Origin of the sequence: Bacillus sp. FSL R10-2780, from assembly GCF_038006125.1 — a bacterium.
In the GTDB taxonomy this organism is placed as follows: domain Bacteria; phylum Bacillota; class Bacilli; order Bacillales; family Bacillaceae_G; genus Bacillus_A; species Bacillus_A cereus_U.
Window position 1 is genome coordinate 1,071,233 of sequence record NZ_JBBOUQ010000001.1, and the last position, 15,361, is coordinate 1,086,593.

Here is a 15,361-nt window from a genome sequence, read left to right on the forward strand (position 1 = left end):
CAATGCCAATTAATACTTGATTGATGAGACATGATTAAAAGTTCACTTTATTTGCAAACGAAAAAGAATCTTTATTTTCAACAAATTTTTTATGATCTGGAACGGTTTGAATTGCTACAACTTGCGAATCTCTTGCTTTCAGTGCATCTTGAATCCCGATTGTCATAAGCTTAATAAAAAGAATCGTAATAAAGAATGAAATGAGAGTATAAAAAATAATCCACCATGAAAGATTCATTTCATAACGATTTAATCCAATAAGACCTGCCCAATCATTAGATAGAGAAACAGGTTTGGGCACTCCGTCATAGAGTTCCCGCATTTGTATCCCGCCAATTACAATGTTAAGCAACGCTAAATGGATAACGAGTATGAGTGTTTGGACGATATGTTCCATAAATAACACAAATAAGCGATCAAGTAATAAGACTCGTAAGTGTTTTTTGATAATATGAAAACGGCTAGCACCCAGTAATTGTGAACTTAAAATGTAATCTCGTTTCATAAATTCATCAACCTCTGAGGAGATATATAAAGAAAGTGTAGGTAGAGCGACGAAAATAAGTACGAGAACTTGATAAAACGTAAATGAAATATTTGGATCTAATCTATCAGCATTTGATGTAATTACAATATTAACGGGCGTGATGAGTATGAATGCGATAAATAGAGTTGGGATATAATAAAAAACTTCTGAGCATGCCTGGAAAAATCTCTTGAATCTTGGAGCGTATAAACTCAAGAGGATTCCTATACATGTTCCGCATAAAATTCGAAAGAAGCTAATTGCCACGGCTAATAAAATGGTGAATTTTGCTCCTTCTACAATTTGTAAGAAAACAGACTCTCCAAAACGATCAGATCCAAAAGGCGGCATTAACGATGGCGAAAAGGGGGCCTTTCCAAGTAATTCGTTATTGTCATTGTAAAGTAACTGAGGAGGTTTTGGGATGTTATCTTTAAAGAACCAACTATAAATAAAACTAGCTGAAACAAGTATGAATAGATAAGTAAACCCGATTAAAAATCGTTTTGATTTCCAAATAGATTTCATAATGCTGCTCCTTTCAATTGCTTTTGCCATCTATTCATCATGAATGAGATTATTTGAAAAATGGCATAAAACGGTAAAATAATCATAACAAGTATGATAAATGCAGCTGGAGGTGAAATAAACGCCTTCTTAAATAAAAATTGAATAATGCCTTCCATATTAAAAACAAATTCTAAAATGAATAAGTTAGAAAGTAAGAAAACAAAAATCGTTTTTAAATGATGAAAGAAGTGGATAGATATATTTTTGAATAAATGAATGCATAGTATATAACTTGATGAAAGTCCTTTTCCATATGCAACCTCTACGTAATGTTTTTCATGTTCTTCTTTTATGTATAACACCATCATCCGAAACATTTGTAATGTAGGTAAGACTGCTAAAGATAAAATAGGGAGTAAATAAGCTCGATTTTCATTAAAAGAAATAATGGTGACAGGAGATTCCCCGAATTTCTGAAGTACCCATATGAAAAATATTTGCAAACAAATCATCATCATCATATCAGGGATAGCTTCTAATATGAATACAATTCGGTTTATCCATTTTTTTATATAATCTTTTGCTAAAAAATAAAAAAATGCCATACTAGATGATAGAAAGAGCGCAAGAAAAAAGGCTATAAATAATACAGTAAATGAATATAGGTAAGGTTCTAAAACAGTTGGAAATAATGGTGTCTTTTTGAAACTACCAAATTTTGGATCTGATCCTATAACTACTAATGATTCAGGTGAGAAAACCTGTTTTAACATAGTAACGATCTGATTAAAAAAATGAATTGGTTGAAAAGTGAATCCCTGTTGAGTGATAAATAAATAAGGTAAATTTAGTAATAGTAAGAGTGATAAAAGAATTGATGAAAGTTTTATTGTGAATTGAGATATTTTATTTAACATTAAATCCCTCCGACATCTTTTTACAACATTATACAATAAAGTTTATATTTTGTTTTGATTTTTCTGAAAAATATAAATGCTATTAGATTTTATAGTATGGAACATATATTTACAAGGTAAAAAAGTGATAGTAGGGAGCCGTGCTCTATGTCCATCAAGATAAAAGGACTAGTGAACCTAAAGCAATAAAAAGAGCAAAATGCACAAAATTTACGTATTGGTGGTAATTGCTTTTCTTAACTTGATAGCGATGTGATGTGACCCCTAATAATGAATATTGCTTTTCAACTCCTTTTTCATGCAAATGAGTAGAAAGTATGGAAGGACTATGTATGTGTTGTTAATGAGAGGAAAAGAGTGTGTTGCGAAACGAATATAATGCAACTTTACCGCACGGAAAAGCTAATTTTAGTTTGTAAATGAAATGGAATGAAGGGGTTTATTTTTTTGTTGTGAAAAAAATTTTCTTTCTAAAACTTGATTTATGAAAAAATATTTTATATACTAATTCATGTAAACGGTTTACTAGATCGTATTTTGCTAGAAACGAAGGGAAGATTCGCATGGAAACAAGGGGGAGAGTAATCGGGATTGACATCGGTACCACTAGTACGAAGACGGTTGTATTCACTGAAAAGGGAAAAGTCGTTGCTTCACATGCAATTGATTATCCAATCATTCAACCGAACGTCGGATGGGCGGAGCAAGATCCTGATGTAATATGTGCTGCTGTATACAAAACTGTAAGCGTTGCCATCGAGAAGGGTAATGTGTTACCGGAAGATATTTCTTCTATCGGGATTAGTACAGCAATGCATGCCTTAATTGCAGTAGATGAAAACGGTGCGCCGTTAACGCGCTCTATCATTTGGGCAGATAATCGAAGCACAAAACAATCAGAAAAACTTTTACAACAAATGAATGGTCATGACATTTATAGAAGAACTGGTACACCAATTCATCCGATGTCACCACTTTCTAAGTTACTGTGGATGAAAGAAGAAGAATCGGATTTATTCAGAACTGCTCATAAATTTATTTCTATTAAAGAGTATGTCATTTATCAATTGTTCTCACGCTATGTAGTTGATTATTCTATCGCATCTGCTACTGGGTTATTTAATTTAGAAACATTAAACTGGGATGAAGATGTTTTAACTATGTTAAATATGTCACCAGAACAATTATCAACACCTGTACCGACTACATATATTTTATCGGGAATGAAGCCGGAATTAGCACAAAAGATGGGGATTAGTGAGGATACTCCAGTTGTTATTGGTGCAAGTGATGGTGTTCTTGCAAATGTAGGTGTCGGTGCAATATCACCTGGCTCAGCTGCAATTACGATTGGAACAAGTGGAGCAGTTCGAACAATTTCATCAAGTGTTAATACAGATGAAAAAGGAAGAACTTTTTGTTACGCATTAACAGATGAGCACTGGGTAATCGGTGGACCGACGAATAATGGCGGGATTTTATTAAGATGGCTACGTGATGAATTCGGTAGTCCAGAGCAAGAAGTTGCAAGGAAGCTTGGGATTGATCCTTATGATTTATTAATTAAGTATGCAGAAAGTGTACCAGCTGGAGCAGAGGGATTGCTATTTTTACCGTTTTTATCTGGAGAACGTGCACCCTACTGGAATGCAAATGCTCGTGGTACATTCTTCGGTATAAACCTTCAGCATAAACGTGAACATTTCATACGAGCTGTCATGGAAGGAGTTTGTATGAGTGTGTATTCAGTTGCACTTGCCATTCGTGATTGTACGGGGCCACTTTCTGAAATACGTGTTTCAGGAGGCTTTGCAAAGTCTGCATTTTGGAGACAAATGTTATCTGACATGATGGGGAAAGAATTGCTTGTTCCAGAAAGTCATGAAGCATCTGCGCTTGGGGCAGCGGCACTTGCTTTGTATGCAATTGGGAAAATTGATTCGCTTGAAGAGGTGAAGGATTGGATTGATATTGTCCATCACCATGTACCGAATAAAGAAAATACGGCTTTATATTTAGAGATGTTTTATATGTATGAACGACTTTACAATCGTTTGAAAGAAGAATTTGATTGTATAGCTGCTTTCCAACGTAAACAATAGGGGGATTGGGAGAAATGGTAGTTGGGATCATACTAGCGGCTGTTGTCATATTACTTTTACTAATTACGGTAGTAAAATGGCATCCATTTGTCGCGTTAATTTTAACAGCAATCGGTGTAGGGCTAGCAATGGGGATGCCCTTAATTGGAACTTCACCACAACATCCAGGGATTATCGATTCTATTAAATTAGGTCTTGGTAATACGTTAGGATTTTTGGCGATTGTTTTAGCTTTAGGAACAATGCTTGGAAAAATGATGGCTGAGTCTGGCGGTGCTGAACGAATTGCTAACACATTAATTGGACGTTTTGGGAAAAAGCGTGTTCACTGGGCAATGATGTTCGTTGCATTTATAGTAGGGATTCCGGTATTTTTCCAAGTTGGATTTGTACTATTAATTCCGTTAGTATTTACAATTGCGTTAGAAACAGGGGTATCACTTATTACAATCGGTATTCCGCTAGTAGCAGGTCTTTCGGTTGTACACGGACTTGTTCCACCGCATCCAGCAGCTATGGCAGCGGTAGGTATATTTAAAGCAGATGTAGGGAAGACAATTTTATATGCATTAATTGTCGGACTTCCAACTGCAATAATTGCAGGTCCGCTTTACGGGAAATGGATCGGTGCTCGTATACATAAAGAAGTACCATTAGATATAGCGGAGCAATTTATTGAAAGAGATAAGAAGAAGGAACTTCCTAGCTTCGGAAATACATTGTTTACTATTTTACTTCCAGTATTTCTTATGCTAGGTGCATCGATAGCGGAAGTAGCATTAAATAAAACAAGCCAACTTGCACAAGTATTGCACTTTATTGGAGATCCAATAGTCGCATTATTAATTGCAACGATATATTCTTTCTTTAGTCTTGGCTATGCAAAAGGGTTTTCTAAAGACAAAGTCTTACAAGTCACAAATGATTGTTTAGGCCCAATTGCAAACATACTGTTAGTTATCGGTGCAGGTGGCGCCTTTAATAAAGTGTTATTAGATTCTGGAATTGGAACTACAATTGCGGAGATGGCGAAAGAATCACATATTTCACCAATATTATTAGGGTGGGGAATTGCTGCACTTATTCGAATCGCGACTGGCTCTGCTACTGTTTCCATGATGACAGCAGCAGGAATAGTGGCACCGATTGCGGCAAGTACACCAGGAGTGAATGTAGAGTTACTGGCACTTGCAACAGGAGCAGGGTCATTAATATTATCACATGTGAACGATTCTGGATTTTGGATGATTAAAGAGTATTTCGGAATGACTGTGAAAGAAACATTATTAACATGGACTGCAATGGAGACAATACTATCTGTTGTAGCACTTGGACTGATTTCGTTATTAAATATATTTGTATAGAATGGGAGATTGATTAATATGAAACTAGGTTTAATTGGATTAGGAAAAATGGGATTCCCATTAGCTGAACACTTACATGAAGACAAGCATGAAGTAGTTGTATACGATGTAAATAATGAGCTTGTTGAAAAGGCAGGAAAACTAGGGATTACTGCACGTCATACATTAAAAGAAATGATCGCTGAACTAGAAGCACCTCGTACAATTTGGGTAATGGTACCTGCAGGAGAAGTTGTTGAGTCAGTACTAAAAGATGTATATCCATTATTAGAGGAAGGCGATATTGTTATTGAAGGTGGAAATTCATTCTATAAGGATACGTTGCGCCGTGCTGAAGAAGCGAAAAGCTTTGGCTTACATTACGTAGATATCGGTACATCAGGTGGTGTAGAAGGAGCTAGATACGGTGCGTGCTTAATGGTTGGTGGAGAAAAAGAAATCTATGATCAATTAGAACCGTTATTTAAAGACTTAGCAGTAGAAAACGGTTATTCTTATGCAGGCCGCGTTGGAAGTGGTCATTTCTTAAAAATGGTTCATAACGGTATTGAATATGGAATGATGCAAGCAATCGCTGAAGGATTTGAAGTGTTAGATAAAAGTGATTTTGATTTCAATTATGAAGATGTTGCAAAAGTATGGGCAAATGGATCAGTTATCCGTGGTTGGTTAATGGACTTAACTGAAAAGGCATTTGCAGATGATCCGAAACTTGATGGTATTAAAGGTGTAATGAACTCTTCCGGGGAAGGAAAATGGACTGTTGAAACTGCGCTTGAACTACAAGCAGCGGCACCAGTTATCGCAATGTCATTATTTATGCGCTACCGTTCTCAAGAAGATGATACATTCCATGGGAAAGTTGTTTCAGCTCTTCGTAATCAATTCGGTGGACATGAGGTTGTGAAAAATTAGTTTTGTGAAACTCATACGAAAGTATGAGTTCTTTTTTATTTCTCATACTATTTTATGAAAGCTTTTACCTCTTTTTGCTGTATTTTGTATAGAAATTTCTGATAATATAAAGGTAGAATTTGAAAACAAAGGGGAGAAATGATTATGAAACTAGTCGTAATTAATGGTACACCAAGAAAGTTTGGAAGAACTCGCGTTGTGGCAAAATATATTGCAGAGCAATTTGAAGGGGAGTTATACGATTTAGCAGTAGCGGAATTGCCTTTATATAATGGAGAAGAATCACAACGTGAATTAGAGGCAGTAAAAAAATTAAAAGCTTTAGTGAAAGCTGCAGACGGTGTAGTATTATGTACACCAGAATATCATAATGCGATGAGCGGAGCGCTGAAAAATTCGTTAGATTACTTAAGTAGCAGTGAATTCATCCATAAGCCTGTCGCATTATTAGCGGTTGCTGGAGGAGGTAAAGGGGGAATTAACGCATTAAATAGTATGCGCATTGTTGCTAGAGGCGTTTACGCAAACGCAATTCCAAAACAAGTCGTGCTGGATGGATTACATGTGCAAGATGGTGAACTTGGAGAAGATGCAAAACCATTAATTCATGATTTAGTTAAAGAATTAAAAGCATATATGAGCGTATATAAAGAGGTGAAAAAACAATTAGGAGTTGAGTGATATGTCCTCTCTTTATCATGATTCTCGTTTGTATTACATTCTAGGAGCCAATAGTTTATCTGCTATTGGTTCTGGGATTGTTATGATTACGATTCCATGGCTATTGATTAGGGAAAGTGGAGGAGAGACGACATTTGGTTATGTTTCTATCGTTGCAACTCTCATAATGTTTTTATTAACGCCATTTATTGGGCAAAGTATAGATCGTTTTTCAAGAAAATATTTGTTGTTATGTAACGAAGGTATCGGGATAGCGATTATAGGAATGATGGCTATTTGGGGATTTGCTGGGCAATCATATAATTCTATTCATTACATTATTATTTATATAGCGGGTTCTTTCTATTATCTATTATTCTATCCTACAATTTTTGCATTCAACCAAGAAATATTTCAATCTGAGCATTATAAAAGTTTAAGCGGCACGATGGAAATACAAGGACAATTAACGCAAGTTATTTCAGGGGCAGCTGCTAGCTTTTTAATTGAGATCATTTCTTTGAAATGGATCTTGTTAGTAGATATGTTAACTTTTGCAGGAGCATTTTTTCTTTTCTTATGTATACCGTATGTAAAGAAAAAAGAAGTAAAACGGAAAGTAACATTTAAGAAGCAATTGTTCGAAGGTATTCATTTTATGAAAAAACGTCCTAAGTTCTTTTGGTTTTTACTTGCCACATATACATCAAGCTAGTAATATCAACCGTTTAGGCGGTTGTGGTAACGCTTTGGTAACGATTATAACAAATCTTCTTCCATAAATGCCACTACTTCTGCTTGTTTGGATGGATACAAGTGACTATAAGTGTTTAAAGTTGTTGCTACATTTGAATGACCTAAGCGTTGGGCTACGACAAGCGGACTTACACCTTTATTAATGAGGTAAGATGCATGAGAGTGCCTGAATTCATGAAGTACAATCTTTTTCACTCCTGATACCGCTAAAAAGAATTTATATTTTCTAGCTAATGTGGTAGTTGCTATACTATCATAAAATTCACCAAACACAACATAATCCTTTTTCAAAGGAACTTTTAATGTAGCATTATTTTTTATTTCTTTTAGTAGATCCATTACAATAGTAGGTAACATAATGATTCGGTTGGATGCTTTCGTTTTTGGTTTAGTAATATGTTTATTATAGCTTGTTTTATTGATATCAATTGTTTTTTCTTCAAAATTAACATCCTCCCAAGTTAAAGCTAAAAGTTCTCCTTTTCTAGCTCCACTATAATAGAGTGTTGAAAAAAAGGCTATATATATCGATTCGTCTACAACACTGATAAACCTTTTGAATTCTTCAAATTCCCAGAAGTTCATTCTTTTATTAGACTCAATCTCAAAATTTCCTGCAATTCGTGCTGGATTACGATTTAAGCCGTGGAACTTAATTGCAAAATTAAATATAGCGGAAAGTACGTTATGAATCTTTTTTAAAGTTTCAGCTGAATAGTCATGAATTATCTTATTTTGATAATTCATGACATGTTTTGCTGTAATCTTATCCATCTTCATTTTTCCAAATTCTTTTAGTAAGTGATTATATATCATATTTTTAATAGTGTTTATAGAAGACTGTTTTCTCCTCTGGCAGTACCATTCAAAATATTCTTCGGCTAATTGTGAAAAGGTTAGGCTGGGATTAGATTCTGTTTGAATGAGAGCTTTTGCTTCTGCAATTCGTGCTTCTTTTTGTGTTTTAAAGCCACGTCGTTTTACTTGCTTCAAAGTGCCATCAAACTGTCGAATTCTCGCGATAAAGTAATAAGTTCCTCTTTTTTCATCTTTATAAATTGTCATAAGAATCTCCTTTCTTGTAGTAAAAGAGTAGACCGTCGCCTACTCTTTGGTGTTAAATTGCTAGCGCTAGAAATTTAATAATTCTTTACTGCTTGTACAACTCGCCCGATTATTTTTACATCTTGAACTGAAAGATCGTAAGTCTGTGGTTCGTGGATAGGGTCATTACTCAATGGTATTAAAGTAATGATGTCTCCTGATTTTGAAATCTTTTTAACGGTAGCATCATAACCATTGACTTTTATAACAGCAATTTGTCCATTCTCAACAAACGGAGTTTCCTCCACAAGAACATAGGAGCCGTCAGGGAATTCAAGATTCATGCTAGTACCTGTAACAGTAAGGTAAAAATATTTTTTACGCCTATTTAAAAATGTACTTAACATTGGTAAATAACCTTCTATATTTTCTTCTGCTAATATCGGCATACCAGCTGCAACAGAACCAATGATAGGAATATGAATAATGTTTGATTGGTCGTTTCGAATAGTTTCGTATATAGAAACATCCTCTTTTATTGAATTATGCTTATCGTTTGCTAGTTTCTCTAAATCATCGGTAGTAAGCCCTAATCCTTTGCAAACTTTTATTACATTATCGACAGATGCTTTACCTATTCCTCTTGATAACATTGATTGCAATGTTGTAGGAGGAAGTCCAATTTTTTCTGCGAAAGCTCTTTTGCTATATCCAGCTTCTTTTATTAAGCGTGTTACAATCTCTGCTTTTTCCATTAATTTCACCACCTTTCTTATTAAAATGTATACGATATTTCGTATATCTACTTATATCATAACCTAACCATATTTGTATGTAAATAGAAAAACGTACGAAAATGAGTATTTTTTTTCGTTTTTCCGTTGACTTTGTACGAAAATGCGTTTATATTGAAATAGAAATGAACGCAATATCGTACAAAATGTTAGGTGGTGAGGAAGTGTATCCGAATTTGCGTGCAGAGATGGCGAGAAAAGGAATTATGATTACAGAAGTGTCTTCGCATCTGAATCTTCGCCACGCGACAGTGAGCGATAAAATAAATGGAAAGTTTCGTTTTTACTATGATGAAGCACTTGAAATTAAGAGAACTTTTTTTCCGGAACATAACTTAGAGTATCTTTTTGAGTTTGAAGAAAATAAAGTTAATTAAATTTCGAGGAGAAATCCTCATTTTTTTTCGAGATAAAATGTCGAATTTCGTCATTTTATAAAGGACAAATCGTTCTTAACAGAGAATTTTTTTTAGCGGAATGAGGTGATGAGATTATGTATCAAAATCTTTTTATCGCTCGTAGAGAGAGTAGGATGACTCAAGAAGTCGCTGGGAAAGTAATCAATGTAACAAAGCAAAGCTATCACTTGAAAGAATGTGGTAAACGAGATTTTACCCTTACTGAAGCAAAAACACTTGCTAAATATTTTAAAACAACAGTCGATAATCTTTTTAAAAGATAAAAAGGGATGGTGAAAAATATGAACGGAGTATTATCAGCGAGTAAATTAATGAAGGCATCTGATGTTGTAAAGAAATGTGCTGAAATGCGCAAGAGTCCAGCGTTGTTGCTTATTACTGAAATCGAAGCAAAGTGTCAGCTAAGGGAAATGAGCCGTAATGTTTCATCTCGAAGGGAGATGAGTTAATTGAAGAACGGTAAAAATCCAACCAAGAAGGAAAAGAGTCATATTAAGTCATACAATCTTAATCCTGATAATTGGTTAATCTTCAAAAAAGTAAGTAACGAATTACATTTGGTACATCGCAATATGAATAAAACTAAGGTTATTCCGTGTTTGTAGTTGGGAGGAAATTCAAATGAATCAATTAACTGTAGTGAATGAAACGCCAATACATAGTGAACTGGTATTTGAAAGCAACGGAGAAGTTGTTACAGATAGTTTGATGATTGCGGAAGTATTTGATAAAACCCATGACAACGTATTGAAGGATATTCGCAAGCAAATGGGTTATGCGGGTCGTGAATTTTCGCTCGTAAATTTTCACGAGCGAACTTATGAAAACAGAGGACGTCATTATCCTAAAGTTGACCTAACAGAGGAAGCTTTTACATTAGTCGTTATGAGTTATAACACAAAAGAAGCTGTTCAAATGAAAATTAAGTTTATCGAAGAATTTAAACGCATGAAACAACACATACAAAATCAGCAAAAAATACCTACAGATCCAATGGGTGTTTTAAAACTAACGTTTCAAGCTTTAGAGGGGCATACTCAAGAGATTCAAGTTATTAAATCTGAGGTAAAGGACTTACGAGAAAATGCTCCTTTATATGCTGTCGAATGTGATGAAATATCAAAGGCTGTAAGAAAGTTAGGGGTTCTTCTATTAGGTGGTAAGGATTCTAATGCATACCGGGATATTAGCCTTAGAAGAAAATTATATAGCGATATTTATAGTCAACTACATAGGGAGTTCGGTGTGAATAGCTATAAGGCTATTAAACGTCATCATTTAGATAGAGCTATTCAAATCATTAATGAAGAATATTCAATTCCAATTGTTTTAGATGAAGAAATTACAGCTACAAATGCACAGATAAATATGGCGGAAGTTCAATAGGAGGAAAAGAAAATGAGAGAAACTAAATATTTTGTACTTCACAATAGGGGATATGGTCTAAACGCTTACGAGTGTGAATCAAAAACTGAAGCAACTCGTAAGATTAAGAGGTTAATTGAAGATGGTGAACCAACATCATCTATCATACTTACACAACAGGTTCCCCTAAAAACACAGATTCACTATGTAACAGTTGAAATTGATGATAAATAATACGCTGAATTTATTTGGAAGGGAAGTGATTTTGTGGAAGATTCAACATCGTTAGCTTTATTCGGAGTGTTAATCGCATGTAGTGTATGGTTGTTTTACATTACTTACAAACCAATAAAACAATGGGCTTGGAGTGATGTAGAACAAAAGGAAAAGACCCACTGCAATGGGTCCCTTTAGAAAAAACACTTGTTATTAGTATATCACGGAAAGTAGGGAAATAGTACATGCACTTAGTGCATTATCAAGTGCTATTACCTAATAAGTTCTGGGAATTAGCAAAAAGAAAAGAAGAATTAAAACGAATGATTGAACAGTATTTTAGTGTTGGTTATCCGCATTATGAGATTCAACGAATTATCAAAAGTGGACAATCACATATAGCAGTTTGCATAAGGAGGTAAGGACTATGTCTGAAGTAAAAGTGAAATGGATTAAACTTTCAACAACGATGTTTGAGGATGAAAAAATCCGTCTAATTGAGAGCATGCCTGAAGCTGATACATTATTAATCATTTGGATTAAGTTGTTAGCTCAAGCTGGTAAAACAAATGCAAGTGGGTATATTTTTTTAAACGAGAATATCCCATATACGGAAGATATGCTAGCAACACTTTTTAATAGACCCCTAAATACAGTTCGAATGGCACTAAATGTATTTCAAAAATTCGGGATGATTGATATTGACGATAATCATTACATCAATGTCATTAATTGGGGAACCCATCAAAATCTAGATCGTTTAGAAAAGATTAAGGAAGACACTAGAAAACGTGTAGCCGCACACCGAGAAAGAAAAAAACAACAAACACTTAGTTGTAACGTTACATGTAACAATGACGTAACGGACATAGATAAAGATTTAGATAAAGATTTAGATAAAGATATAAAAGAAGAATATAGTCCTGAAAAATCTCAGGACAACGCTCCATCTATTCCGTATCAAGAGATTATTGATTACTTCAACATGAAAGCAAAAACCAATTATAAACATACATCTAAAAAAACACAGGATCTAATCAAAGCAAGATGGAAAGAAGGGTTCGAATTAATGCATTTCCAACAGGTAATTGACATCAAGACTTCACAATGGATTGATAATACGGAAATGAGTGGCTATTTGAGACCTATCACATTATTTGGAACTAAATTCGAAAGTTATTTAAATGAAAAGCCTGTGCAACGAAAAGGAACATTTAAAGGAGGGCCAACTAATGCAAGTAATCAAAAAAATAGTAGCTTCATCGACAAATACGACTTCAAGAAACACTAGTCAAAGATATGTATTGTCTCCTAATAGATGTACGAATGTCTTTTTAGTAGGGAAAGAAAAATTTAAAGACGTTTGCAGTAAACGCATGTTGATAGATATAGAAACAAATGAGGAATTTTGTCCTCAATGTAGATCGGTAGAAAAAGAAGATCAGAAATTAGCTATAGAGACACTAGCTATAAAAAAGAAAAATGAAATCATTCATTTATATGATTCATTTGCTGATAACAGCTTAATAAATGACAAACTCAAAAAAGCCACATTTGAAAATTATTTACCAACTAAAAAAGAATTGGCTGATGCGAAAGAAACGATTATGGATTTTGTTACTTCATTCAATAGAGAAGAACCAACAAGCATGATAATAACGGGTGATTACGGAGTGGGAAAAAGTCATTTGTGTGTGGCAGCCACTAAAGAACTTATGAAAAAGGGTCACAGTGCAATGTTTATTCAAATGAATAAGCTATTTACCAAAATCAAATCAACTTGGAATAAAAACAGTGAAATGACAGAGGACAAGCTTATGTCCCTTCTAGCAAAAGTTGATGTCTTGATTATCGATGACTTTGGAGCGGAATTCACGGAGAAAGATAAAGAAGGCGTCACTTGGAAGCAAACGAAGACAAACGAAATCGTAGATAGCCGTATAGGTAAGAGTACTTTGTTTACTACTAATTTTAATATCGGTGAATTAGCAGGAATGTATGGAGAACGTGATTTTAGTCGGATGATGGAAAATGCCGAAATGTTAGAAATGCATGGAGAAAATTACAGATTACGCAATTTTAAAAAGGGGGAATAACAATGTGTACTAAGCAATTAAATATTTTCGATGTAGAGCCAGCCATTTGTGAGTTTGATGTAATGAAAGCCAATGTGAAGAAAGGAACTGGACGCGTTACATATGCTGATGTACGTGTCCAGGTTCCAAAGAGTGCAAAGTGTACGGATGAATTGCCTCGCACAACTAAACAAGATGATCGTTATGACATCTTTGAACAATATGTAATGTCAATTTGGCGATTCCAGCGTGCGGTAGATACGTTTTTTAATTGGGATACAGCTGAAGAATTGTGTAAGGCAGCAAGGGATAAAAAAGAAGCTATTTCGGTAAGGATTTATTTAGGAAGTGGCTTTAAACCAGATGTTGTCGAGTACATGCGGTAAGAAAAGGGAGATGGACATATGAAAATTGAAATCGATGTTACAAGCAATAAGCTATATGTAGTTAAGGATGGAAATGTTATAGCTGTTAATCCACCAGTGAGCGGATTTGGTGAACAAGTTGCTGTTTGGGTTAATGGGAAGGTTGATCGCGTGGATACTAAGTTTACTGAAAAGATAAAATAATTATTTTTAGAAGGTAGGTTCGCTTATGAGCGTAGCAAGAAATCATGAAGCGATGAAGGAATCACGATTGGAAATATACATCGCTTTAGAAGAAGCTAACTTCATTTGGGATGAAAGAGATGTAATTCGTTTTCGTGAAATGTGGAGTCAAGGTATGAGTTTACCGAAGATGGCAAAAGCGTTAAGGAGACACCAAGCAGAGGTGGCGCTCCTCGTAATAGATCAGGCTGATAAGTATATGATTGAAAATCGTCCGATAGGATTAGGGATTTGCTAAATAGGAAGGGGAAATCAAAATGAAAGCAATGGAAAACGGTGTATATGCAACAACTAAATTAGTTAGTGAATCAAAGGGAGGACAAGCTGTAATGAATATCAATCAAATCTGTGAATTAGATCAATATCAAGAAGCGACATTACGAACTTGGAATAAGAGAAATGATTTTGGATTTCGTGTTTCTAATGCCGCTTTAGGACTTACAGGAGAAGCTGGCGAGGTTGCTGATCTAGTCAAAAAAGCAATTTATCATGGGCATGGATTTCAGCCAGCTCATTGTCCAGGAGAAGCGAACGGAAATGTTCACAAGCTCGCGTTAGAGTTGGGAGACATTATGTATTACGTAGGGATTATGGCGCACGAAATGGGATATACCTTACAGGATATTGCTGAAATGAATATTAAGAAATTAGCAAAAAGATATCCGGATGGATTTAGCAGGGAAGCAAGTCAAAATCGTGTTGATGTGAAGTAAGACCAAATTTGAATTTTATTCAGGATGGTAATTCAGTGCAACAAAAAATAATGAATAAAAGGGAAAATCCCTGCAAGGGACAGGGATTTTCTGGGAGAGATATCATTGTCGTAATCTGTCGAAAATTGTCGTAATCTGTCGAAAATTGGTGTATTCGACAGATTAATATTATCACGAATTTTAAAGTAATTGTGATGATTGAGGTGTCAAAAATGTGTACGACTTTCATATAAAAGCGTTATTTTGTACAAGAATTTTTACGATTATACACAAAAACAGCGGGCAACTGATTAAGTTGCCCGCCATGTTCTTGCACGGCACGGAGGAGCGCTTTCCCTTTTGAAAGAGTGCAGCCGGGGAGAGATCGGCTTAGAGGT

Annotated in this window: 21 protein-coding genes and 1 pseudogene; 18 read left to right on the forward strand and 4 right to left on the reverse strand. The window is 34.9% G+C overall.

Going from position 1 to position 15,361, the window contains the following annotated elements; genetic code table 11:
- Positions 1–34 precede the first annotated feature (34 nt).
- Both NSQ47_RS05630 and NSQ47_RS05635 read right to left on the reverse strand, forming a co-directional pair.
- Positions 35–1,054 carry an ABC transporter permease gene (locus NSQ47_RS05630; protein ID WP_016104746.1) on the reverse strand — a complete coding sequence of 340 codons (1,020 nt, stop codon included), beginning with the start codon at positions 1,052–1,054 and terminating at the stop codon, positions 35–37.
- Complete coding sequence (locus NSQ47_RS05635; RefSeq protein ID WP_002157988.1) at positions 1,051–1,953, reverse strand: ABC transporter permease subunit; 903 nt, start codon at positions 1,951–1,953, stop codon at positions 1,051–1,053. Before NSQ47_RS05635 ends, NSQ47_RS05630 begins: the two co-directional genes overlap by 4 nt.
- A gap of 563 nt (positions 1,954–2,516) precedes the next feature.
- On the opposite strand from NSQ47_RS05635, the gene gntK reads away from it, so the two are divergent.
- The 5 genes and pseudogenes from gntK to NSQ47_RS05660 all read left to right on the forward strand — a co-directional run.
- Entirely contained in the window at positions 2,517–4,055 is a 1,539-nt protein-coding gene (gene gntK / locus NSQ47_RS05640) for a gluconokinase (RefSeq protein ID WP_002157987.1), read from the forward strand.
- A 14-nt stretch (positions 4,056–4,069) separates the two neighbouring features.
- A complete protein-coding gene (locus tag NSQ47_RS05645) occupies positions 4,070–5,419 on the forward strand; it encodes a GntP family permease (RefSeq protein ID WP_002157986.1) in 1,350 nt (449 codons plus the stop codon).
- Positions 5,420–5,437: 18 nt separating this feature from the next.
- A complete protein-coding gene (gene gnd / locus NSQ47_RS05650) occupies positions 5,438–6,334 on the forward strand; it encodes a phosphogluconate dehydrogenase (NAD(+)-dependent, decarboxylating) (RefSeq protein WP_002119040.1) in 897 nt (298 codons plus the stop codon).
- A 144-nt stretch (positions 6,335–6,478) separates the two neighbouring features.
- Positions 6,479–7,015, forward strand: coding sequence for an NADPH-dependent FMN reductase (locus NSQ47_RS05655; protein ID WP_000780366.1), 537 nt, complete (start codon positions 6,479–6,481; stop codon positions 7,013–7,015).
- A gap of 1 nt (position 7,016) precedes the next feature.
- A pseudogene (locus NSQ47_RS05660) lies at positions 7,017–7,697 on the forward strand (MFS transporter); the annotation flags it as partial.
- Positions 7,698–7,753: 56 nt separating this feature from the next.
- Here NSQ47_RS05660 and NSQ47_RS05665 read toward each other — a convergent pair.
- Positions 7,754–8,815 carry a tyrosine-type recombinase/integrase gene (locus tag NSQ47_RS05665; protein WP_215572770.1) on the reverse strand — a complete coding sequence of 354 codons (1,062 nt, stop codon included), beginning with the start codon at positions 8,813–8,815 and terminating at the stop codon, positions 7,754–7,756.
- Between the two features lie 74 nt (positions 8,816–8,889).
- On the reverse strand, positions 8,890–9,549 hold the full coding sequence (locus NSQ47_RS05670; protein ID WP_341036310.1) for a LexA family protein: 660 nt from the start codon (positions 9,547–9,549) through the stop codon (positions 8,890–8,892).
- Between the two features lie 203 nt (positions 9,550–9,752).
- Here NSQ47_RS05670 and NSQ47_RS05675 point away from each other — a divergent pair, with 203 nt between their 5' ends.
- The 13 genes from NSQ47_RS05675 (at position 9,753) to NSQ47_RS05730 (ending at position 14,984) form a co-directional block, all read left to right on the forward strand.
- Positions 9,753–9,965, forward strand: coding sequence for a hypothetical protein (locus NSQ47_RS05675; protein WP_215572772.1), 213 nt, complete (start codon positions 9,753–9,755; stop codon positions 9,963–9,965).
- Positions 9,966–10,081: 116 nt separating this feature from the next.
- Positions 10,082–10,270 carry a helix-turn-helix transcriptional regulator gene (locus NSQ47_RS05680; RefSeq protein ID WP_215572773.1) on the forward strand — a complete coding sequence of 63 codons (189 nt, stop codon included), beginning with the start codon at positions 10,082–10,084 and terminating at the stop codon, positions 10,268–10,270.
- 18 nt (positions 10,271–10,288) lie between these two features.
- Positions 10,289–10,456: a hypothetical protein gene (locus tag NSQ47_RS05685; RefSeq protein ID WP_341036311.1), complete on the forward strand. Its 168-nt coding sequence runs from the start codon at positions 10,289–10,291 to the stop codon at positions 10,454–10,456.
- Positions 10,457–10,612 (forward strand): DUF6906 family protein, encoded by a 156-nt coding sequence (locus NSQ47_RS28175; RefSeq protein WP_445662089.1) that lies wholly within the window; start codon positions 10,457–10,459, stop codon positions 10,610–10,612.
- 16 nt (positions 10,613–10,628) lie between these two features.
- Positions 10,629–11,393, forward strand: a complete 765-nt coding sequence (locus tag NSQ47_RS05690; protein WP_215572775.1) for an ORF6C domain-containing protein — start codon at positions 10,629–10,631, stop codon at positions 11,391–11,393.
- A gap of 12 nt (positions 11,394–11,405) precedes the next feature.
- Entirely contained in the window at positions 11,406–11,606 is a 201-nt protein-coding gene (locus NSQ47_RS05695; RefSeq protein WP_097807552.1) for a hypothetical protein, read from the forward strand.
- A gap of 227 nt (positions 11,607–11,833) precedes the next feature.
- Entirely contained in the window at positions 11,834–12,010 is a 177-nt protein-coding gene (locus NSQ47_RS05700; RefSeq protein ID WP_341036312.1) for a hypothetical protein, read from the forward strand.
- A gap of 5 nt (positions 12,011–12,015) precedes the next feature.
- A complete protein-coding gene (locus tag NSQ47_RS05705) occupies positions 12,016–12,879 on the forward strand; it encodes a phage replisome organizer N-terminal domain-containing protein (protein ID WP_341036313.1) in 864 nt (287 codons plus the stop codon).
- Positions 12,821–13,684, forward strand: a complete 864-nt coding sequence (locus NSQ47_RS05710; RefSeq protein WP_341036314.1) for an ATP-binding protein — start codon at positions 12,821–12,823, stop codon at positions 13,682–13,684. The genes NSQ47_RS05705 and NSQ47_RS05710 overlap by 59 nt, the downstream gene beginning before the upstream one ends.
- 2 nt (positions 13,685–13,686) lie before the next feature.
- On the forward strand, positions 13,687–14,049 hold the full coding sequence (locus tag NSQ47_RS05715) for a cell division protein SepF (RefSeq protein ID WP_341036315.1): 363 nt from the start codon (positions 13,687–13,689) through the stop codon (positions 14,047–14,049).
- A gap of 18 nt (positions 14,050–14,067) precedes the next feature.
- Positions 14,068–14,232, forward strand: coding sequence for a DUF3954 domain-containing protein (locus NSQ47_RS05720; protein WP_081085896.1), 165 nt, complete (start codon positions 14,068–14,070; stop codon positions 14,230–14,232).
- 25 nt (positions 14,233–14,257) lie between these two features.
- A complete protein-coding gene (locus NSQ47_RS05725) occupies positions 14,258–14,509 on the forward strand; it encodes a helix-turn-helix domain containing protein (RefSeq protein ID WP_341036316.1) in 252 nt (83 codons plus the stop codon).
- A gap of 19 nt (positions 14,510–14,528) precedes the next feature.
- Positions 14,529–14,984, forward strand: a complete 456-nt coding sequence (locus tag NSQ47_RS05730) for a nucleoside triphosphate pyrophosphohydrolase family protein (protein ID WP_341036317.1) — start codon at positions 14,529–14,531, stop codon at positions 14,982–14,984.
- Positions 14,985–15,361 lie beyond the last annotated feature (377 nt).